The sequence below is a fragment of the Bacillota bacterium genome (genome assembly GCA_013178415.1).
GTDB lineage: Bacteria > Bacillota > SHA-98 > Ch115 > Ch115 > Ch115.
Window position 1 is genome coordinate 217,003 of sequence record JABLXA010000004.1, and the last position, 21,084, is coordinate 238,086.

The 21,084-nt window shown below is 51.8% G+C and carries 26 protein-coding genes; 25 read left to right on the plus strand and 1 reads right to left on the minus strand.

Features of this window, described 5'->3' with window-relative positions:
* The first annotated feature begins 1 nt into the window (after nucleotide 1).
* The 20 genes from map (at nucleotide 2) to amrS (ending at nucleotide 14,249) form a co-directional block, all read left to right on the plus strand.
* Entirely contained in the window at nucleotides 2-748 is a 747-nt protein-coding gene (gene map / locus HPY52_05175) for a type I methionyl aminopeptidase (GenBank protein NPV79652.1), read from the plus strand.
* A 19-nt stretch (nucleotides 749-767) separates the two neighbouring features.
* A complete protein-coding gene (locus HPY52_05180; protein NPV79653.1) occupies nucleotides 768-1,052 on the plus strand; it encodes an RNA-binding protein in 285 nt (94 codons plus the stop codon).
* Between the two features lie 4 nt (nucleotides 1,053-1,056).
* Entirely contained in the window at nucleotides 1,057-1,275 is a 219-nt protein-coding gene (gene infA / locus HPY52_05185; protein NPV79654.1) for a translation initiation factor IF-1, read from the plus strand.
* Between the two features lie 42 nt (nucleotides 1,276-1,317).
* Nucleotides 1,318-1,431, plus strand: a complete 114-nt coding sequence (rpmJ, locus tag HPY52_05190; GenBank protein NPV79655.1) for a 50S ribosomal protein L36 — start codon at nucleotides 1,318-1,320, stop codon at nucleotides 1,429-1,431.
* Nucleotides 1,432-1,477: 46 nt separating this feature from the next.
* On the plus strand, nucleotides 1,478-1,849 hold the full coding sequence (gene rpsM / locus HPY52_05195; GenBank protein ID NPV79656.1) for a 30S ribosomal protein S13: 372 nt from the start codon (nucleotides 1,478-1,480) through the stop codon (nucleotides 1,847-1,849).
* A 109-nt stretch (nucleotides 1,850-1,958) separates the two neighbouring features.
* On the plus strand, nucleotides 1,959-2,348 hold the full coding sequence (gene rpsK / locus HPY52_05200) for a 30S ribosomal protein S11 (GenBank protein ID NPV79657.1): 390 nt from the start codon (nucleotides 1,959-1,961) through the stop codon (nucleotides 2,346-2,348).
* A 46-nt stretch (nucleotides 2,349-2,394) separates the two neighbouring features.
* Nucleotides 2,395-3,021, plus strand: coding sequence for a 30S ribosomal protein S4 (gene rpsD / locus HPY52_05205; GenBank protein ID NPV79658.1), 627 nt, complete (start codon nucleotides 2,395-2,397; stop codon nucleotides 3,019-3,021).
* Between the two features lie 85 nt (nucleotides 3,022-3,106).
* Nucleotides 3,107-4,078 carry a DNA-directed RNA polymerase subunit alpha gene (locus HPY52_05210; GenBank protein ID NPV79659.1) on the plus strand — a complete coding sequence of 324 codons (972 nt, stop codon included), beginning with the start codon at nucleotides 3,107-3,109 and terminating at the stop codon, nucleotides 4,076-4,078.
* Between the two features lie 14 nt (nucleotides 4,079-4,092).
* On the plus strand, nucleotides 4,093-4,434 hold the full coding sequence (gene rplQ, locus HPY52_05215) for a 50S ribosomal protein L17 (GenBank protein NPV79660.1): 342 nt from the start codon (nucleotides 4,093-4,095) through the stop codon (nucleotides 4,432-4,434).
* A 27-nt stretch (nucleotides 4,435-4,461) separates the two neighbouring features.
* The gene (locus HPY52_05220; protein ID NPV79661.1) at nucleotides 4,462-5,304 is read left to right on the plus strand and encodes an energy-coupling factor transporter ATPase; all 843 of its coding nucleotides are present in this window, start codon (nucleotides 4,462-4,464) and stop codon (nucleotides 5,302-5,304) included.
* A 29-nt stretch (nucleotides 5,305-5,333) separates the two neighbouring features.
* On the plus strand, nucleotides 5,334-6,197 hold the full coding sequence (locus HPY52_05225; GenBank protein ID NPV79662.1) for an energy-coupling factor transporter ATPase: 864 nt from the start codon (nucleotides 5,334-5,336) through the stop codon (nucleotides 6,195-6,197).
* Entirely contained in the window at nucleotides 6,190-6,981 is a 792-nt protein-coding gene (locus HPY52_05230) for an energy-coupling factor transporter transmembrane protein EcfT (protein NPV79663.1), read from the plus strand. Before HPY52_05225 ends, HPY52_05230 begins: the two co-directional genes overlap by 8 nt.
* 23 nt (nucleotides 6,982-7,004) lie before the next feature.
* On the plus strand, nucleotides 7,005-7,745 hold the full coding sequence (gene truA, locus HPY52_05235) for a tRNA pseudouridine(38-40) synthase TruA (protein ID NPV79664.1): 741 nt from the start codon (nucleotides 7,005-7,007) through the stop codon (nucleotides 7,743-7,745).
* Nucleotides 7,746-7,892: 147 nt separating this feature from the next.
* Nucleotides 7,893-8,342 (plus strand): 50S ribosomal protein L13, encoded by a 450-nt coding sequence (gene rplM / locus HPY52_05240; GenBank protein ID NPV79665.1) that lies wholly within the window; start codon nucleotides 7,893-7,895, stop codon nucleotides 8,340-8,342.
* 18 nt (nucleotides 8,343-8,360) lie between these two features.
* Nucleotides 8,361-8,753: a 30S ribosomal protein S9 gene (gene rpsI / locus HPY52_05245; protein NPV79666.1), complete on the plus strand. Its 393-nt coding sequence runs from the start codon at nucleotides 8,361-8,363 to the stop codon at nucleotides 8,751-8,753.
* Between the two features lie 117 nt (nucleotides 8,754-8,870).
* A complete protein-coding gene (locus HPY52_05250; GenBank protein NPV79667.1) occupies nucleotides 8,871-9,641 on the plus strand; it encodes a hypothetical protein in 771 nt (256 codons plus the stop codon).
* Nucleotides 9,638-10,237, plus strand: coding sequence for a class I SAM-dependent methyltransferase (locus HPY52_05255; GenBank protein ID NPV79668.1), 600 nt, complete (start codon nucleotides 9,638-9,640; stop codon nucleotides 10,235-10,237). The genes HPY52_05250 and HPY52_05255 overlap by 4 nt, the downstream gene beginning before the upstream one ends.
* Nucleotides 10,238-10,361: 124 nt before the next feature.
* Complete coding sequence (locus HPY52_05260) at nucleotides 10,362-11,669, plus strand: hypothetical protein (protein NPV79669.1); 1,308 nt, start codon at nucleotides 10,362-10,364, stop codon at nucleotides 11,667-11,669.
* Nucleotides 11,670-11,835: 166 nt separating this feature from the next.
* A complete protein-coding gene (gene amrA, locus HPY52_05265; protein NPV79670.1) occupies nucleotides 11,836-13,254 on the plus strand; it encodes an AmmeMemoRadiSam system protein A in 1,419 nt (472 codons plus the stop codon).
* Nucleotides 13,251-14,249, plus strand: coding sequence for an AmmeMemoRadiSam system radical SAM enzyme (gene amrS, locus HPY52_05270; protein ID NPV79671.1), 999 nt, complete (start codon nucleotides 13,251-13,253; stop codon nucleotides 14,247-14,249). Before amrA ends, amrS begins: the two co-directional genes overlap by 4 nt.
* On the opposite strand, the gene HPY52_05275 is transcribed toward amrS, so the two are convergent.
* Nucleotides 14,246-15,316, minus strand: coding sequence for a flippase-like domain-containing protein (locus HPY52_05275; GenBank protein ID NPV79672.1), 1,071 nt, complete (start codon nucleotides 15,314-15,316; stop codon nucleotides 14,246-14,248). The two genes, amrS and HPY52_05275, sit on opposite strands and share 4 nt — an antisense overlap.
* 166 nt (nucleotides 15,317-15,482) lie before the next feature.
* Here HPY52_05275 and HPY52_05280 point away from each other — a divergent pair, with 166 nt between their 5' ends.
* The 5 genes from HPY52_05280 to argF all read left to right on the plus strand — a co-directional run bounded on the left by HPY52_05280 (nucleotide 15,483) and on the right by argF (nucleotide 21,034).
* A complete protein-coding gene (locus HPY52_05280) occupies nucleotides 15,483-16,544 on the plus strand; it encodes an N-acetyl-gamma-glutamyl-phosphate reductase (GenBank protein ID NPV79673.1) in 1,062 nt (353 codons plus the stop codon).
* An 80-nt stretch (nucleotides 16,545-16,624) separates the two neighbouring features.
* Nucleotides 16,625-17,854, plus strand: a complete 1,230-nt coding sequence (argJ, locus tag HPY52_05285; GenBank protein NPV79674.1) for a bifunctional glutamate N-acetyltransferase/amino-acid acetyltransferase ArgJ — start codon at nucleotides 16,625-16,627, stop codon at nucleotides 17,852-17,854.
* Nucleotides 17,855-17,866: 12 nt separating this feature from the next.
* Entirely contained in the window at nucleotides 17,867-18,733 is an 867-nt protein-coding gene (argB, locus tag HPY52_05290) for an acetylglutamate kinase (GenBank protein ID NPV79675.1), read from the plus strand.
* 48 nt (nucleotides 18,734-18,781) lie between these two features.
* Nucleotides 18,782-19,948 (plus strand): acetylornithine transaminase, encoded by a 1,167-nt coding sequence (locus tag HPY52_05295; GenBank protein ID NPV79676.1) that lies wholly within the window; start codon nucleotides 18,782-18,784, stop codon nucleotides 19,946-19,948.
* A gap of 144 nt (nucleotides 19,949-20,092) precedes the next feature.
* On the plus strand, nucleotides 20,093-21,034 hold the full coding sequence (gene argF, locus HPY52_05300; protein ID NPV79677.1) for an ornithine carbamoyltransferase: 942 nt from the start codon (nucleotides 20,093-20,095) through the stop codon (nucleotides 21,032-21,034).
* The last annotated feature ends 50 nt before the right edge of the window (nucleotides 21,035-21,084 follow it).

Consider the following 21,084-nt stretch of genomic DNA (forward strand, 5'->3'; position numbering starts at 1 on the left):
CATGGTAACTCTGAAATCCCAGGAAGAACTAGAGATAATGCGTCTTGCCGGGAGAGTGGTGGCCCTCACGCTTGGACTGCTTCAGCAGGAAGTGCGTCCTGGGGTGACTACGGGATATCTGGACAAAATCGCTGAAGATTTCATACGGAGCCATGGCGCGGTGCCATCTTTCAAGGGGCTTTATGGTTTTCCTGCAAGTATCTGCGCCTCCGTGAATGAAGAGGTTGTGCATGGCATTCCCGGGCCACGCAGGCTCATGGAAGGCGACATCATAAGCATAGATGTGGGAGCCATGGTCGGTGGATTTCATGGGGATGGTGCCGCCACATTCGCAGTGGGTGATGTTTCGCCGGAAGCCCGGACTCTGATAGATGTTACTAGTGAATCTCTTTACCGGGGCATCTCACAGGCGCGGGTTGGTAACACTGTGCACGACATCTCGAGGGCGATCCAGGAATACGTGGAGGCTCATGGTTTTTCCGTCGTGCGATCCTATGCCGGTCATGGGATAGGCCGCAGGATGCATGAAGAACCGCAGATCCCAAATTTCGTGGCCCCAGGGGAAGAGGTAAGACTCATGCCAGGGATGACATTGGCCATTGAGCCTATGGTCAATGCAGGCACCTGGGAGGTACGCGTGAAGCCAGACCGATGGACGGTAGTGACGGCGGATTCGTCGCTGTCAGGGCACTTTGAGCATACAGTAGCCGTAACATCTGATGGTCCGGAGATCCTGACACGGTCCTGACGTGAGGTGAGCCAGCTTTATGGAATTTTCGCCGGGAAGACTAGCCCGGTCTCGCGCAGGGAGAGATCGGGGAAAGGTCTATGTGGTGGTCGGGACTATCAGCGACAGGTATGTCATGGTGGCCGATGGAGATACCCGTAAGATGTCAAATCCTAAGAAGAAGAATATATATCATCTTGTTCCAATGGATTATGTAGCTTACAATATACGAGATAAGCTATTAAGGTCCGAGGTGCCTACAGATGAGGAGGTCCGATGTGCGGTGAGGATGTATACTCGTGAATATGGTAAGGAGGAGCAGTAGCCCTATGACAAAGCAAGATGTCATCGAGGTTGAAGGCACTGTCATAGAGGCCCTGCCAAATGCCATGTTCCGTGTGGAGCTCGAGAATGGGCATAGGGTGCTTGCCCATATTTCCGGAAAGATGAGGGTCAATTTCATACGTATTCTGCCGGGTGACAGGGTCAATGTGGAATTGTCCCCCTATGATCTTACCAGGGGCAGGATAACGTATAGGTTCAAATAGAGAGCCTACAGCCCATCTTATGGCCTGAGAGGGGGATTTTCAATGAAAGTTAGGCCGTCAGTCAAGAAGATTTGTGAGAAATGCAAGATTATAAGACGTAAAGGGAAGGTCAGAGTGATATGCGAGAATCCCAAGCACAAGCAGGTGCAAGGATAGCTCGACGAAGGGCGTCATGGCGCTATTCAAGGGGGTGAGTTGGTAAGTGGCAAGGATTGCAGGTGTTGATCTCCCCAGGGATAAAAGGGTAGAGGTGGGGCTCACGTATATCTATGGGATCGGCCTTACTGCGTCAAGGAAAATCTTGGCCCAGGTGGGTGTGAGTCCTGATACCAGGGTGCGTGATCTGACTGAAGAGGAAGTTACGAGGCTCAGAGAGGTCATTGATAGGGATTATAAAGTAGAGGGCGATCTCCGGGCCGAGGAATCCGCTAATATCAAGCGGTTGATCGACATTGGCACATACAGGGGCCTTCGGCATAGACGCGGGCTTCCGGTCAGGGGACAAAGGACCAGGACCAATGCCCGGACTAGAAAGGGCCCCAGGAAGACTGTTGGAGTAAGAAGGGCAAAATAACCAGGTGGGTTGTCGAGTTTGACTGCTCCCGCCAGCATAGGAAGGGCAAGCATGGATCGACCTTAATATAGTCTGACTGGTTTATTCGATTCAAAGGGGGGAAGAGTTGGTGCCCAAAAGAGCCACCAAAGCCAAAAGGCGTGAGAGGAAGCATGTAGAGAGCGGTGTAGCCCACATCCGTTCCACGTTTAATAACACGATCGTATCGATAACTGATCCCCAGGGCAATATTGTTGCCTGGTCAAGCGCTGGGGCGCAGGGGTTTAAAGGATCCCGAAAGGGAACTCCTTTTGCTGCGCAAATGGCGGCTGAGGCCGCAGCGAAAGCTGCCATGGAGTTGGGTATGAGACAGATCGAGGTAATGGTCAAAGGGCCGGGATCCGGCCGGGAGGCGGCGATCCGTTCTCTTCAGGCCGCGGGTCTCGAAGTGAACATGATCAAGGACGTGACACCGGTTCCCCACAATGGGTGCCGGCCACCAAAGCGTCGGAGAGTTTGATGGTGGAGGGGTATCCGTTTGATTCTAAGGAGGTGTATGTGGAGATATGGCACGATATTCAGGACCTGCCTGTAGGCTGTGCCGTCGGGAAGGCGTGAAGCTTTACCTCAAGGGCGAACGCTGCTACACCGAGAAATGCGCCATTGATCGGAGAGGCTATGCGCCGGGGGAGCATGGACAGGTCAGGAAGAAGACTTCGGAATATAGCTTGCAGTTACGCGAAAAGCAGAAACTGCGCCGGATCTACGGCATTTTGGAACGGCAATTTGCGAGATATTTTGGACTCGCTTCCAAGAAGAAGGGAATCACAGGCGAGGCCTTGCTCCAACTGCTGGAGCGGCGACTAGATAATGTTGTATATCGCCTTGGATTTGCTTCTTCCAGGCGCGAGGCGAGGCAAATGGTCCGGCATGGACATATTACTGTGAATGGCAAGAAGGTGAGCATTCCTTCTTACTCAACCATGCCAAACGATGTAATCTCCATACGTGAAGGAAGTCGGGATCTCCCTTTGTTCAAGCAGCTCGCTGAGACCCTTAAGGGACGAAGTGTTCCTGCTTGGCTGGAGCTTATGCCGGAACAGCTATCCGGACGTGTTGTCAGTATTCCGACTCGGGAAGAGATCGATGTGCCGGTCCAGGAGCACATGATCGTCGAGTTGTATTCTAGATAAAAGAGCATGACGGAGAGGTTACATTGCATGGATGATGTGCTCAAGGGTGCCTCACGCGCTGGTGCAAAGGAGGGCTATGTTTCCCATGATGGATATTGAGAAACCCAGGATCGAGTGCGCCGAGATCACCCAGAAGGAAGACGGACTCAATGGCTGTGGTAAGGTGCTTTATGGCAGGTTTATCATTGAGCCTCTGGAGAGAGGTTATGGAATAACCTTGGGAAATTCCATGCGTCGGGTGCTCCTATCGTCACTTCCTGGGGCTGCTGTCACTTCGGTCAAGATCGAATCGGTCCTACATGAATTCTCGACGATTCCGGGAGTCGCAGAAGATACGACTGAGATAATACTGAATCTCAAGAGACTCCTTATAAGAATGCACACGGATGAGCCGAGGACGCTCAGGATAGAGGCTGAGGGTGAGGGGGAGGTCACCGGAGCTGATATCATAGCCGGATCTGACGTGGAAATACTCAACCCCGAACTTCATATAGCAACCCTCGACAAGGGGGGACGGCTTTTCATGGAGATCCAGGTGGAAAAGGGGCAAGGTTATGTGCCTTCCGAAAGAAGGCGGTTGGAGCCTATCATTGGCGTTATTCCGGTAGATTCAGTATTCTCTCCCATAATCAGCGCCAACTATACTGTTGAAAGCACTAGGGTTGGCCAGGTCACGAATTATGATAAATTGATCTTTGAGGTAACAACAAACGGAAGCATAGATCCTAAGGAAGCAATAAGCCGCGCGGCACGCATCCTCATGGATAAATTGAGCGTGTTTACAGAGCTTACGGCAAAACCTATGACTTCTATTTCCGGAGAAGGAGAGAAGTCAGAGTCCAAAGATCATTCCTTGAACATGACCATCGAGGAATTGGATCTGTCTGTGAGGTCATACAATTGTCTCAAACGGGCAGGGATCAACACTGTTGAGGACCTTACCCGTAAGACAGAAGAAGATATGATGAAGGTTCGAAATCTCGGGAGGAAATCTCTTGAAGAAGTCAAACAAAAAATGGCGGCTCTAGGCTTGTCCTTTAGGCCGTCCGATGAATAGGCGGAGGGATCCAAGTGAGAAAGGGAAAACTCGGTCGCACTTCCGGGCATAGAAGGTCCCTCTTCAGGAACCTGATGACCGTATTGTTCTTGAATGGGAGAATCCGTACTACCGAAGCAAAAGCGAAGAATATACGTCCCTTGGCAGAGGAGGTCATCACACTTGCCAAGAGAGGAGACCTTCACTCCAGGAGGCTTGCGGCTGCGTCTGTTATTGGCAAAGACGCTCTGAAGAAGCTGTTCGATGAAATTGCGCCCAGGTATAAGGATCGCCCGGGAGGGTATACCAGGATCACGAAATTGGAACAGCGGCGCGGCGATGCTGCTTCAATGGTGATTCTTGAGTTGGTCCAGTAGAAGAGGGTGGACGGTGTGGGGGAGGAGATGTTCCGGGTTGATCACCTTTGCTACACCTATGGGGCTGGGGAAAAGGGCGAAATAGATGCCCTCGTGGATATATGCCTCACTGTGAAGAAGGGTGAATTTGTCGTCATCATCGGCCATAATGGCTCGGGCAAGTCGACCCTGGCAAAACACCTCAACGCCCTTCTTCTACCGGATTCGGGTCGGGTTTTGGTGGATGGCCTTGATACACGGGACCCGGCGAATCTCTGGAAGATACGACAGACCGTGGGCATGGTCTTTCAGAATCCTGATAATCAGATCGTGGCCACTACTGTCGAAGAGGACGTTGCCTTTGGCCCGGAGAACCTTGGTGTGCCCTCGGACGAGATTCGCGCCAGAATTGACCAGGCCCTGGAGATCGTGGATATGACGAGGTTCAAGAAGCATGCTCCCCACCTTCTCTCAGGAGGTCAAAAGCAAAGGGTGGCCATCGCAGGGGTGATCGCCATGCGCCCTGCATGTGTGGTGTTGGATGAACCAACTGCCATGCTTGATCCTTCAGGGCGCGCGGAGGTAATGTCCACCGTTAAGAAGCTGAACAAAGAAGAGGGAATGACTGTCGTCCATATTACTCATTTTATGGACGAGGCTGTTATGGGCGATCGGGTCATCGTGATGGAACAGGGAAAGATCGTCATGGATGGAACGCCCCGTTCTGTTTTTAGTAATGTATCTATCTTGAGGGATTTGCACCTGGATGTTCCCCAGGTGACGGAGCTTGCGAGTGAGCTTCGTAAAGAAGGTTTTCCGGTGCCCAAAGGGATTCTCACCGTAGACGAGATGGTCAGGTTTATTATGGAAAACAGTTCTCCTGCAGTCTAGGCAGCAGGGCCGGGGAAGGACTTTACACAGTGGCGATAAAAGTTGAGCATCTTACTCATGTATATATGGCGGGCACACCCTTTGAGGTCAGAGCGCTGGAGGATGTAAACCTCCTGATAGAGGATGGTGAATTCATCGGTCTCATAGGAAAGACTGGATCGGGGAAGTCCACCTTGATACAGCATCTTAATGGTCTCCTGAGGCCGACCAGCGGAACCGTCTATGTTGATGGTGTAGATATTTTCGCAAGGGGAGTGAAGCTCACAACGACTCGCCAGAAAGTTGGACTTCTCTTTCAATACCCTGAACATCAGTTATTTGAGGAGACTGTGTACCAGGATGTGGCCTTCGGCCCCAGAAACCTTAAACTGCCCGAGGAAGAAGTTTCAAGACGCGTGAAAGAAGCCCTCGAGATGGTAGGGCTTGATTTTGAGTCCGTAAAAGATCGTTCGCCTTTTGAGTTGAGTGGGGGACAGATGAGGAGGGTTGCAATGGCAGGGGTTCTTGCCATGAACCCTCGAGTGCTCATACTTGATGAGCCGGCTGCGGGGCTTGACCCTCGGGGGCGCGACGAGATCTTGGGTAAGATCGAGGAGCTCCATAGAAAACACAGCCTTACGGTGATTCTTGTGTCGCACAGTATGGAGGATGTGGCGCGCCTTGTCAAGCGTTTGGTAGTAATGCACGATGGTCATATCGTCATGGACGGGCCTACGCGTGAGGTCTTCCTCAAGGCTGCAGAATTGCAGCAGATTGGTCTTGGCGTCCCGGAGGTCACTAGGCTCATGGGCGAGCTGCGCAAAAGGGGTAAAGACGTGCGTCCGGTCGTGCTTACAGTTGATGAGGCCAGGCGGGAAATTGCGTCTCTTCTCAGGAGGGAAGGACGTGCTTGATGGAATAACAATTGGGCAATATATCCCGGGAGAGTCTATTGTACACAGGCTCGATCCTCGTACAAAAATAATCCTCTCGCTGGTGATCATAGTGGCCCTATTCGTAATCACCTCGATATCAGGTTATGCCATTCTGCTTGGATTCCTTGTGGCTGCCACTCTTTTATCTGGCATCGGGGTGAGGATCGTATTGAAGGGGTTGCGGCCGCTTGTTGCAATTCTGGTTATCACATTCCTCCTCCATCTCTTTATGAACCCGGGGAGGATGATATTCACCATCGGGCCCTTGACTGCCACATATGAGGGAGTCTACAGGGGCGTCTTCATGGTGGGCAGGCTGGTGCTGCTAGTCATTGTCACTTCGCTCTTGACTTTGGCAACATCGCCGATACAGCTCACTGATGGAACGGAATATCTACTACGTCCCCTCACTAGGTTGGGGGTACCGAGCCATGAACTGGCCATGATGATGACCATAGCCCTGAGGTTTATTCCGACCCTGCTGGAAGAAGCCGATAAGATCATGAAAGCCCAGATGGCGCGAGGGGCGGACTTCGAGTCAGGGAATATGGTCCAGAGGGCGAAGGGGCTCATCCCACTTCTGGTCCCTCTCTTCGTGAGCGCTTTTAGAAGGGCGGATGAACTGGCGATGGCCATGGAGTCCCGCTGCTATCGGGGGGGCAAAGGCAGGACCCGGCTGAGACAGCTGCGACTCAGCTCCATTGATTATGCGGCGTCCATCATCACTGTAGCCACAATGGTATTGCTGGTGGTGTATTTCTGAGTCTGTAGGGGGCTTGGAGAGCGGTGACACGTCGCAATATCAAGCTCGTACTGCAATACGACGGGACCAGGTATGGCGGTTTTCAAAGACAGCGAGGCGTGCCAACCATCCAGGAGTCCCTCGAGGAGAGCATAAAGATCCTGACAGGGGAAATGCCTGTAGTCATCGCGGCGGGAAGGACCGATGCAGGGGTTCACGCCCTCGGGCAGGTAGTGAATTTCAAGACATTTAGCAGGATTCCGGAGGACAGATGGGTGCCCGCGCTAAATAGCGTTTTGCCGGAAGATATTCGTGTGCTGACGGCCTGCGAGGTGGCGCCGGAATTCCATTCAAGATTCTGTGCCCGGTCCAAGGTCTACAGGTATACCATAGATACTTCACCTGTCGAATCGGTTTTCTGGAGGCTTTATTCATATCATGTGCCAAGACCTTTGGATGAGGACTTGATCAAGGCTGCCTCACGATTGCTCATAGGACGCAGGAATTTTCGGGCGTTTTGCGCATCAGGCGCTGGAGTCAAGACATATGAGCGGGAGATAAAAAGACTTGAATGGAGGCGCAAAGGCAGTCTCCTGCAGATGGAAATAGAGGCGGATGGCTTTCTTTACAATATGGTGAGGATAATCGTGGGAACACTCATCTGGATGTCTGACAACAAGATGGCCCCAGAGACCATCTCCAGGATACTGGAGTCGCAGGACAGGCGATGCGGGGGACCCACCGCGCCACCAAAGGGTCTTGTGCTAGTCTGCGTCAATTATTGAGGGAATCTGCATATTAAGGGAATCTGCAAGAGCGCCATGGCAGGAGTGCCTTGACAGCATAGGGGGGCTATATTAGAATACCCATGTGGGTTTTGCGACTATGCTACGGCTTCGCTCTTGGTGAGGTATAGCTGGGAGGATAACGATATGAATAATACCACGTATATGCCCAAAGGAAATGAAAAGGAAGAGAAATGGTACGTGGTCGATGCGGAGAATAAGGTGTTGGGGAGGCTTGCAAGCCAAATAGCGGCCGTGCTGAGAGGCAAGCATAGGCCGACCTATACTCCCTTCATAGACTCTGGAGACCACGTTATCGTTGTCAACGCTGATAAAGTGATTCTAACTGGCAAGAAACGGCAGCAAAAGATCTACTATCGGCATTCGGGTTATCCGGGCGGTCTCAAAGCAGTCAAATATGATGAGTTACTCAATACCAGGCCTGAGCTTGCAATCCGTCTGGCTGTATGGGGTATGCTACCCCATAATCGGTTGGGACGGAAACTCATTAAGAAACTCCGCGTATACAAAGGGCCGGAGCATCCTCATGTTGCTCAGAAACCGGAACCACTGGAAGTTGACGACAAGCAAAGGTAATTTCGAGGAGGGGTTGGATTGGCTCTTGCTGAATCACCTGTGACTGGCAGGAGGAAATGTGCAATTGCCCGAGTGCGAGTGAAGCCCGGACAGGGCAGTATAACAGTAAATGGCGTTCCGATGACGGAGTATTTTGGCAGGAAGGTCTTGCAGCTGGTCGTCACCGAGCCTCTCCGTCTCACAGAGACGGTGGACAAATTTGATGTGGAAGCCAGGGTGCAAGGAGGGGGGCCTACAGGCCAGGCAGGCGCCATTCGTCATGGGATAGCTAGGGCCCTGGTGGAATTTGACGAGACTTACAGGCAGGCTCTCAAAAAGGCAGGGCTCCTGACCCGGGATCCCCGCATGAAGGAACGAAGGAAGTATGGCCTTAAGAAGGCTCGTAAGGCTCCTCAGTTCTCCAAGCGTTAGAATATGCCATCATGGAATCGGGCTTAAAGGAACGGGCGATTCTCTCACAAGAAGGGATACGTCCGTTTTTCTTCCTCTAGGATTCTTCTGAAAGGGGGATTGGCACATCTCTCCTACTTGGAGGCGATAGCGCCGAAGAACATGAAAGGTCTATTCACCCTGACACCATTCGAATCCAAGCGTCTCATCGCAAAAGCAATTCCTCATCTTCCATCGGTAAGGAATGCCCTGTCTAGGGGCACCATAATTGTAGCGAATGGTACCACAAATGCATTTGTTGCCGAAGAACTTGGAAAGATCACGGTGGCTTCTAAGGCTCTTTATTCTGTTGGCATCATCACCGGGGGAAAACTCACAGCCAATCCGCCCGAAAAGGTAATGCCCCCACTTGTCATCAAGCATGGGACGCGGGTGGAGATTCCATGGCGAGATGTCTTGCCTGAATTTGGGCCTCACGATGTATTCATAAAGGGTGGAAATGCTTTGGACCTCGATGGTTTTGTCGGGATTCTGACAGGCGACGGTTATGGCGGCACGATAGGTCGTGCATTACCTGTAATTTCGTCCAGAGGGTCTACCCTTGTAGTGCCCATCGGACTAGAAAAGCTGGTGCCCTCTGTGGTGGAGGCTGCTGGTCTTATGGGATCCCAGACATTTGATTGGGCCATCGGCGGAACTGCCGGGATGATGGTTGTGACAAACGCCGAGGTCGTGACGGAAATAGAGGCAATTAATCTTCTCTCAGGCGCTCAAGCTACATGTGTCGCGTCCGGCGGCGTGGCCGGTTCCGAAGGCGCCGTGACTTTGGTCGTTCAAGGTGATAATGAACAGGTGACTGAAATCAAGAGGATCGTTGAATCTATAAAGGGGGAGCCTCAAGTAGTTTGAAAGATCATTATTTCTCTGAGAGACCCGAAGCCCCGCATAGGGAAAAACTCATATTCGCCCGACTCAGAGGCAGTGATTACCGCTTTTGGACAGATTCATCTGTCTTTTCGAGGGAAAGGGTTGATCGCGGCACGAGATTATTGATAGATGCCATGGAGATCCCACCAGATGCCACGATCCTGGATCTCGGATGTGGCTATGGTCCCGTAGGGATAGTCGCGGCCAGGCTCGCCCCTCAGGGAGTCGTCTATATGGTGGACATTAATGAACGGGCCATATGGCTCTCACGGCGAAATGCGCAGGAGAATAATGTGAGAAATGTGGTAGTCCTTCAGGGCGAAGGTTTCGTGCCTGTCAAGGACTTGGAGTTTGACGTAATTCTCACGAATCCGCCGATTCGCGCGGGAAGAAAGGTCCTCATCAAGCTATTCGAGGGGGCTCGGGATCATCTAGGGCAGGGCGGGACATTTTGGATGGTAGCCAGGACAAAGCAGGGCGTCCTGACTTTGGCTTCTGAAATGGAGCGGATTTTCGGGAATGCCGACGAGGTAGAACGCGGGGGTGGATATAGGGTCATAAGGTCTTACATGATGTAACTTGGCATAGGCTGTAGAGAGGCAGGCGCTGAGGCGCATATGGCAGTCGGTGCCACCGGAGGCGCTAAGGCGTCGACTGCGCCGCCTGCACGCCGGTCTACTCTCTGTGTGCGAGGGATTCCTGATGGCCAATATCATTATTGTCAAATGGGACCGCAGGAATTTCATTCTAATATTGATCAGCCTTGCGAGCATATTCATTCTGGCATTCGTCCTTGCAAGGACTTCTACCCTCGTGATATCCCCGTTCTACGGAGCCGTTTGCGGCAAAATGGTGGTCATCGACGCGGGCCATGGGGGCCCTGATCCGGGCGCTGTTGGCAAATCTGGCGTCGCGGAAAAAGACATTGTCCTGGATATCGCCCGCCGCCTCGAGCGTATGCTGAACCGTGTCGCTGTATATACCATAATGACCAGGCGGAGCGACGAGGTTTTGGTAGGGTCAGGAGCAGATGAAACCCTATACTGGCGACGCGCCGAACTGGAAAAGAGAATGGAGCTCGCCAATGGCAGCGGAGCTGATCTGTTTATCAGCCTGCATGCTAATAGCTTTCCTGAACCAGTTTGGTCCGGGGCGCAGACATTCTATCATCCTTCTTCCGAGGAATCGCGTCTCATGGCTATAGCTGTGCAGAATGAGCTTTCCAGGCGTCTCGGTCCGAACCTCAGGCGGGCTAAACCTGGAGATGCGTATTTCGTCCTACGGAATGCCAGGATGCCTGCAATTCTCATCGAAGTCGGCTTTCTGTCGAACCCGCGCGAGGAAGGGCTGCTTGGAAGCCCGGAATACCGGGAGAAGGTGGCTGAGGCCATCTTTCACGGGATTATATGCTATCTAGCGGATAGACATAAGAGGGAGACCGAGGGTGCAAGGAACAATGGCACAGGTGTTCCAAGGAAAGATAGAGGAAAACCAGAGCAAAATGTGGAAAGGAAAAATACTCGGAGTTCTGGAGAGAATACAGCCAGGCAGGCGCTATCAATATCCCAGAATCAGGTGATCCTTTACTTTGCCGGACCAACGAACTTTGATGATTCACTTCTACCTGAGATAAGGGATATGGGTAGTAGTTTCATAGAGGCCCCTACTGAAGCTAAAGCATCCATGGTGGCGCGCGAGCTGATAAGCGGGCCTGCCGGAGAAAGCATGCTCTGCCGTACAATTCCGCCGGGTACTGCTACGGAGTGGATCAGCTTCAGCCATGACGGCACTCTCAGTCTCAGCTTTGGACCAGAGCTGTCCAGGCATCACTGGGGTGGCAGCAGGTGCGAAGAGCTTACCGTTTACTCGATTGTCAATACCCTATGCGGAATTCCTGGGGTCAAGAGAGTGAGATTGCTCATTGCAGATAAGAGAGTCGCCACCATCGCTGGCCATATTATGTTGGACGAGCCTTTTGAGATGAATTCGGCTATTGTTGAATCAAAATAAGAGACGAGGGGAAATCATGCCATGGTCGACGGGGAGCGAGATTGCTTTGTGATTCTCGAATTCAGAATCCGACAAGACTAAACGGAGATCGTCTTCGATTTGACGCATAGTGCTCTTCTTCAGCCCGTGACCTCCCCATATGTAGAAAAGGAGGTGCTTGATTGAAATGGATAATGGCAGATCCGGTATCGTATTTGCCGCGGTATCGCCTCACCCGCCGCTTCTTATCCCCCAAGTGGGGCGAGATCAGATCGAAATTGTCAGGATGACCCAGGATGCTATGAGAACTCTCGGAAGCGATATAAAGAAACTTTCGCCAGATGTCCTTGTTTTTGTGAGCCCTCATTCAGTGGTGCTGGGTGATTCTGTGGCTATCATGGGTGGCGATTCGTTACGCGGCAATTTCGGTGATTTTGGCGCGCGTGATGTCTCATTTGATGTGAAGTGTGACCAGGAAATGATCCAGAAGACCCAGGAAATGGCCCAGGATTTGGGAATCTTAACCGTAGTCATCGATGGTAAGGACAGATCCCGCCTTTCCTTGTATCGGAAGCTAGATCACGGGATAATGGTTCCTCTGTACTATATTGAAGAAGCTGGTGTGGATGTCCCAATAATGCTGGCCGGCGCATCATTTTTGCCTCTCGAGGAGATATATGCTTTCGGAATGGCTGTAAGCCAAGCCGCCCGGCACCTCGGGAGGAGGGCGGCATTCATTGCCAGCGGGGATCTCTCACACAGACTTACTTATGATGCCCCGGCTGGATATAGCGAGAGGGGTATAGAATTCGATAGACTCATCCTGAGGCTTCTGGAAGAAACAAATGTGGAAGACATAATACATATGGATCCTGACCTCGTGGAAAGCGCAGGAGAGTGTGGCTACAGGCCCATTATAGCCATGCTTGGCGCCCTCGACGGATTTGATTTGTCCGCCAAGGTGCTCTCCTATGAGGGGCCATTCGGAGTCGGATATGGCGTTGTGGAGGTTTGGCCGGGAGAGGAGAATCCAAGACGTGAATTTCTGACAAAGCTTATGGACTTCCGAAGACGTTTCGTCCTTGAACGGCGGAGATCCGAGAGTCCTTTGGTGACGCTGGCAAGGCAGGCTGTCGAGGAGTATGTCATACATAGGAGGGTCATAGATCCCCCAGAAAACCTTACCCCGGAGATGAGAAAGAGAGCTGGTGTCTTTTGCTCCATAAAGAAGCACGGGCAGCTCAGAGGGTGCATTGGGACCATATCCCCAGTTTCCAGGAATGTAGCGACTGAGGTGATAAGGAATGCTATTGCGGCGGCTACCGAGGATCCCCGTTTCATGCCAGTAAGGAGTGAGGAACTGGATGACCTGGTGTATTCGGTAGATGTCCTCTCCGAGCCGGAACCAATCAGGGGCCTAGAACAGCTTGACCCCAAGAGATATGGCGTGATTGTCAGAAAGGGCGGGAGGAGCGGTTTACTTCTGCCTGACTTGGAGGGCATATCGGACCCTGCGGAGCAGGTGGCTATTGCGAAACGCAAGGCAGGAATAAGGCCTGAGGAGGAGGTCTCGCTGGAGAGATTTGAGGTCGTGAGGTATTTATGAAGGAAGCTGCATATTATACTAAGATTGATCAAGAGGATGCTGTAAAATGCCTCCTGTGCCCAAGGGAATGCTCCATTCGTCCAGGCGCTTCAGGGGTTTGCCGCGCGCGGAAGAATATAGAGGGAAAGCTGTATTCTACTGTTTATGGCGAATACACCAGCATCGCTATCGACCCTGTCGAAAAGAAGCCGCTCTATCATTTCTATCCAGGTAGGACGATCCTATCCCTTGGAACGCGAGGATGCAATCTTCTTTGTAAGTTCTGCCAAAACTGGGAGATAAGCCAGGGCGATGTAGAGACCGAACATATCGAGCCGGATGAGGTTGTAGCACTTGCCAAGAAATATCGAGATAGAGCCGATTGCATAGGGATCGCGTATACATATTCAGAGCCGGTGGTATGGTATGAGTTCGTCCTGGATACTGCGAAGATTGCGCAAGAGGAAGGATTGAAGAATGTGCTTGTAACTAACGGCGAAATAAGGCCCGAACCTCTGGAGGCGATCCTTCCGTATATAGATGCAATGAACATAGATGTAAAGGCATTCACAGAGGGCTTCTATAAGAAGATATGCGGTGGCAGTCTCGCCCCGGTAAAGGAGACAGTGGAACTGGCCAGTCAGAAATGTCATGTGGAGCTTACGAATCTCGTGATCCCGGGGCTCAACGATTCGCCAGAGGAAATCTCCCAACTGATAGACTGGGTCGCAGGCATAAATGACGCTATTCCCCTGCATTTTTCCCGCTATTTCCCCAACTACCAGATGGACCTGCCGCCTACGCCTGTGGACACTCTCGAAATGGCATGGAAAGCTGCAAAAGAGAGGTTAAAGTATGTCTATGTGGGCAATATCCCTCATTCAGAGTGGGACGATACCATATGCTATCAGTGCGGAAAGACGGTAATACAGAGAAGGGGGTTTTCTGTCACTGATATCAACCTTGTCAATGGACATTGCGCATTCTGCGGCGCCAAGATACACGTAATAGGCTAATTGCTGCCAGCCCCATTTGACTTATCTCTTTTTGTTCTTCTCTTAAAGAAACTTGTGGCCATAAGGGCTCCGCCCACTATCAGTGTAAGATGGTAAGTCACGAAGCGCCATATTATCACGAAGACCCCCAGCAGATGAAATGGAACGATTTGACCAAAAAGAATGGCAAAAGAAGCCTCAGCTGCTCCACTGGCGCCCGGAGTGGGAGCATATGCCGCCGCCAGATAGAATATGCTGATTATTCCCATTGCCCCCGCATAGGGTGGGCTTACCCCCATACCCACCAAAATGAGAATGGGGATGAGAAATAAGAAAATCCATCCCAGGAATCCAAGCAGGGCAACGAGGATCAGAACAGGCCGGTGTTCGATCATGAATTTCTTGAGCGCCGAACGGAACGCAATCACTTCATCGCTGATTCGGGTGATCATAGTCTGAGCTAGCTTATCTGAGATGACTCTCTTAACGAGACGATTGCCGAGGATCGTCCTTGTGATTCCGATAGCCGTATGGGGGCGGACCATGAAGAAGACGCCTAGAAACATCGCGATGAAGTATAGTGCCAGGCCGATGGAGATGGCGATATTCATGCCCCTTGGAATATCCCATGTCCTCTTGCTCATTATGAGCCATACCGGGAAGGCGGATCCGAGGACAAATCGGGCCAGGGCGGAAAGGATGGTCTTGACGGCGATCACGGCTGTTGATTCACCGATGGTGATGCCAGCTTGCTGCAGCATGTAGACTTGGACTGGTTCGCCTCCGGTATCAAACGGAGTGACGGCCGAGACAAAGGCGCCGATCAAGGAGATCCGCAGTGATTGCATGAAACTCAGTTTGCCCTTTAAAGCTCGCACCAAAAGTCCGATGCGTATGGCATCAGTTATCCAACCGAGGATCATTATGGCTCCTGCGATTGCCAGGTAAGCAGGGCGAATCCGGAAAAGACTTGGCATGAAATCTGGACCTGCGGTGAGTCGCAGTATGATAAGGGCAGCCGCCATGCTGAGCAATATCGCGGCTAGAGTTCCTTTTCCAATATTGTTGCGAGTATTCTTGATTTCCAAACCATCACCTCCTAGAAGTACTTTGATGGATTGAGCCTTCAATGAAATATATTCGCATCTTACAGGTCATAGCCAAGAAAATCTCTCCTTGGGTATTGCATAGATATACAGGTCGATAGTATAATTATTGCAATCGACAGGTGACGAACAGGTGGAGGGATTCAAATTGATAAAGGCGACCATAGTGGGCGGATCAGGCTACACAGGTGGAGAAGTCATCCGGATACTCCTGTCTCATCCTGAGGTCAGGATTGCTCATGTGATATCGCGGACACACGCCGGAAAGCAAGTAAGCGATGTGTTCCCCAACCTGCGTGGCTTAGTGGATCTAGAGTTTTGCCCACTAGAAATATCTGAATACATAAATGATACCGATGTGGTATTCTGCTGCGCGCCTCATGGAACTGCAATGGATCTCGCCTCAGGCCTCGGTGACGCAAAGATGATAGATCTTGGACCTGACTTTCGGTTCAGAGATCCCGCAACCTTTGAGGCATGGTACAAGATACCCCACGCCGCGCCTGAGTTGCTCAAGAACTCTGCCTATGGGCTTGTAGAACTCCACAAAGAAGTCATCTCTAGGGCAAAGATCATAGGCAATCCCGGGTGCTACCCAACCTGTTCGATCTTGGCTCTTGCACCGCTATTATCTCATGGCCTCATCGATCCGGCAAGTATAGTGATCGACGCCAAATCCGGGGTCTCCGGCGCGGGCAGGACTCCTGGCCCGGGATATCATTTCCCTGAGATAAACGATGGGATGAGACCCTACGGGGTGCCGGGCCATAGGCACACGCCGGAGATCGAGCAGGAGCTCTCGTCGATCGCTGGCGTGAACATTGTATGTTCATTTACGCCGCATCTTGTGCCAATGACCCGTGGCATACTCGTTACCTGCTATGCAAAGTTGAATGAATACGATGCAGCGGGGTATTCGCGGCAAGCGATGGACAGTGATGACATGATCGCCCTCTACCAGGATTTCTATCATGGCAAACCCTTTGTCAGAGTCCTGGGGAAGGATATGTTGCCAAATACGAAGGCTGTGTATGGGTCCAATTTCTGTGACGTGACCGTGAGAGTCGATACAAGGACCAAGCGAGTAATCGCCATGGCCGCGATAGACAACCTTGTCAAAGGCGCCGCTGGACAGGCGGTTCAGAATATGAACGTCATGTTCGGCCTTGATGAAAGAGTCGGTCTTCTCTCGCCGCCTATCTTTCCATGACACTCTTATCACGAAACCGGGGGGATATTTAAAATATGAAAATCGATACGACCAAGGAGAAGTTCTTACATAGATATAAAATGCACCCCATAGACGGGGGTGTCACTGCCCCGACCGGGTTTCTGGCATCAGGTGTCTGCTGCGGCATCAAGTCGCAGGCGTTAGATCTTGCCTTAATTTTCTCAGAGAATGATTGTGTAGCTTCAGGATTGTTTACCTCTAATATCGTAAAGGCCGCCCCGGTGTTGGTGAGTCAGAAGCATCTATCCGGTGGCAGCGCAAGAGCGATCATCGCAAATAGCGGTAATGCAAATGCCTGCACAGGGGCTGATGGCATGAGTGACGCAATGGAAGTCGTGAAGGCCGTCGCCAGGGTTCTCAAGATCGAAGAAGAACAGGTCCTCATCGCCTCAACCGGGGTTATCGGGGTGAGGCTGCCCGTGGATAAAGTGATGGCAGGTATACCAGAGGCTGCAAGGCTTCTTTCACGCCAAGGTGAAAAAGAAGCGTCTATGGCTATCCTGACCACAGATTCATTTGCAAAGAAGTACGCGGTGGAGATAGATATCGATGGCGTGCCAGTGAGGATAGGCGGCATGGCCAAGGGGTCGGGCATGATTCACCCGAATCTGGCCACCATGCTGGCATTTATCACAACTGATGTAAATATCTCAAAAACTGCCCTTGATTTGGCCCTTCAACTGGCATGCCGTGATAGCTTCAATATGATAACTGTAGATGGCGATACAAGCACCAATGACAGCGTCTTTGTCATGGCGTCGGGCGCGGCTGGCAATGAGAAAATAGATCTCAAAAATCCTGATCTTGGAAATCCGGGTGCAGGCCTGGGCCCGTTTGATGCTTTCGTCCAGGGACTCACCCTTGTGGCACGTGAGCTTTCTCATATGATAGTCAGAGATGGCGAAGGAGCTACCAAGTTTGTGGAGATCAGAGTGAAATCTGCCCCCAGTGAGTCTGATGCCAGGAAAATCGCCAGGACAGTTGCAACTTCCAATCTGGTCAAAACCGCCATTTTCGGAGCCGACGCCAATTGGGGAAGGATTTTGGCCGCAGCGGGTCGTTCCGGGGTCACCTTTGACCCAGATAAGGTCGATATTTATCTTGGAGCAATCAAAGTAGCCCAAGGAGGCTGCGGGTTTCCGTTTTCAGATGGAGAGGCCAGGGAAGTCCTGGAGAAGAAGGATATAACCATTACCATCGATCTTAATTCAGGATGCGCTGGGGCTGCGGCGTGGACTTGTGATCTCAGTTATGATTACGTGCGGATCAATGCTAGCTATAGATCTTAGGGGGCATGAAGAATGCACGATGTGCTGGAGAAGGCAGAGGTGCTCACCGAGGCACTTCCTTACATGCGGCTGTTTTTTGGGAAGACCGTGGTCATAAAATTAGGCGGCAATGCTATGAGTGATGCGAATAGGCGGAATACCATCGCTCAAGATATAGTCCTGCTGAGATATATCGGCCTCAATCCCGTTGTCATTCATGGGGGAGGCCCGGAAATCAGCGATGTTATGGAGAAGCTCGGGCTGAAACCCCAATTTGTAAATGGTCGCAGGGTAACCGACCAGGCAACTATGGATGTCGTTGAGATGGTGCTCTGCGGAAGGCTGAATAAAGAGCTGGTGTCACTCCTGAGCAAGCATGGGGCCAAGGCGGTGGGGCTTTCCGGAAAGGATGGAAATCTGATCCTTGCGAGGAGAGAAGGGAATGGAGAACTCGGTCAGGTTGGCGAGATACAAGAGGTGCACCCTGAGATAGTCCAGGTGCTTTGTGGAAATGGTTTCATTCCGGTCATAGCGCCGGTTGCGCAGGATGCGGAAGGGGTGGCATACAACATAAATGCTGACATTGTGGCAGGATATCTCGCGCCTGCGCTTGGAGCCAGCAAGCTGATCATCCTCACTGATGTTGAGGGCGTCCTCGAGACAGAGGGTGACGTGAACACATTGATTTCCTCTCTCTCTTTGGAGGAAGCACGTCATATGCTGCAAACGAAAAAAGCCAGCCGGGGAATGATTCCAAAACTAGAAGGGTGCATCGCGGCGCTAAATGGTGGGGTTCCGAGGGCACATATCATCGATGGTAGGGTCCCGCACGCTTTGTTATTGGAGATCTTCACGGATAAAGGGATAGGAACCATGGTGATCGGAGGACGAGGATGGTAAGGGGGGTCTCCCGTGCTAGATGCAGAGAGTAAGATAAGAAATTATGTTATGAACACCTATGCAAGGTTGCCGGTGACTATAGTCCGGGGCCGTGGGACGAGGGTATGGGATGATAAGGGTAAGGAATATCTTGATTTCGTATCTGGAATCGCCGTTAACGCCCTGGGACACTGCCACCCGGCGGTAGTCGGGGCTGTCACCTCGCAGGTCCAGAAATTGTTTCATTGTTCCAATTTGTATTTTAGTGAACCTCAGGCGGAGTTGGCCAGTCTTCTTGTTGAGAATTCGCCATTCGACAAGGTCTTTTTCTGTAACAGCGGCGCCGAGGCCAATGAGGCCGCTATCAAGCTGGCGCGCAAATATGGTAAGGAAGTCCTCGGCGAGGGGCATTATGAGATCATAACTGCCTTGAATTCATTCCATGGAAGGACATTGGCCACCATCACAGCGACAGGGCAACCGAAATATCAAAAGGGGTTCGAGCCTCTTCCGGCGGGGTTCAAATATATCCCCTTCAATGATCCCAGTAGTCTCAGGCAGGCGGTGAATGACGCTACCTGCGCCATCATGCTGGAACCTATTCAAGGGGAAAGCGGGATCTACCCCGCGAAAAGGGAATTTCTTGTGGAGGCCAGGCGTCTATGCGACGCTACTGGCGCGCTGCTGATTCTGGATGAGGTCCAGACCGGACTCGGCCGGACTGGCAAATTCTTTGCCTTTGAGCATTACGGGATAGTGCCGGATATAGTGTCTCTGGCTAAGGCCCTGGCAGGCGGGCTCCCCATGGGAGCCATTTTGGCCAAGGAGCATGTCGCACAGCATTTCGTGCCTGGATCTCACGCATCCACCTTCGGGGGAAATCCTGTCAGCGCAGCCGCAGCGAATGCCGTGCTTAAGACAATATTTGAAGAGGATCTCATTTCCAATGCCGTCAAGATGGGGAGGTACTTCATGGCAGGCCTTTCTCATCTCGGGCTCAGGCACGACCTTATCACAGACGTCCGGGGCTTGGGGCTCATGATCGGACTTGGACTTGCAAAAGGTGCAAGGGAGATAGCGTCGCATTGCCTGGAATTGGGGCTGCTAGTCAATGCAATAGGGGACTCAACCCTCAGATTCCTGCCTCCGCTTACTGTGACAGAAGAGGAAGTAGACAAAGCCTTGGCCATACTAGAACAGGCCGTAGTCTCCTACTACGCTGAGATAAAAGGATGAGCATGACTACCAACCGGAACGCGCGGCAGGAGAGAGCGTGGCAGGCCAGGATATCTCAATAATCAGGATAAGGGGGACATATGACAAATGGCCAAGGATTCCATCGTGGTTTCCGCCGAGGATCTGGAGGCAATGAATAACGATGTGGCCTATGGGCTGAGAGGCCGGGACCTACTTTCGATACATGACCTTACAACCAGAGAGGTTTTTACCATCTTTGATGTAGCTGCGGAGTTGAAAAGGCTTTCTAAAGAGGGGAAGAAGACCCATATTCTGCCGGGAAAGATCCTTGGGATGATCTTTCAAAAACCTTCGACGAGGACAAGGGTGTCCTTTGAGGTGGGGATATTCCAATTGGGTGGATATGGCCTCTTCCTCAATGCTCAGGACATGCAGCTTCGCAGAGGGGAAACTATAGCCGACACAGCCCGGGTCCTGTCAAGGTACCTGGATGGAATCATGATCCGGACTTTTGACCACAAGGATGTGGAAGAACTGGCGCAATATGCGTCCATACCAGTGATAAACGGGCTTACGGATCTTTTACACCCTTGCCAGGCACTTGCGGACTATTTCACCATCCTGGAGAAGTTCGATAGGATAGAAGGTCTCAAAATCGCCTATGTAGGCGATGGAAATAACATGGCCCATTCATTGCTCTTCGGCGCGGCCAAGGTCGGGATGGATATATCCATTGCCACACCCGCTGGATACGAACCTTCTGAAGAGATAGTCAGGCTCGCAAAAGAAGATGCGATGAAGAGCGGGAGCCAGATAGAGATCATGCGAAGTCCATTTGAGGCAGTAGCCAATGCCCATGTGATCTATACTGACGTCTGGACCAGCATGGGGCAGGAGAAGGAGCATGATGAGCGAGTCGAGGCTCTAAAGCCATATCAGGTGAATCAGAGACTTGTGGAGGAGGCGAAGCCCGATGTCCTCGTCATGCACTGTCTTCCCGCTCACAGGGGCGAGGAAATAACGGATGAAGTGATCGACGGCCCGCATTCTATCGTCTTTGATCAGGCCGAGAATAGGCTGCACGTGCAGAAGGCGATCATGGCTCTCTTAATGAGAGATCTATAAGACAAATATGTCTATGAGAGGAGATCCCTCGCTTGAGCCTGGAAGGGATC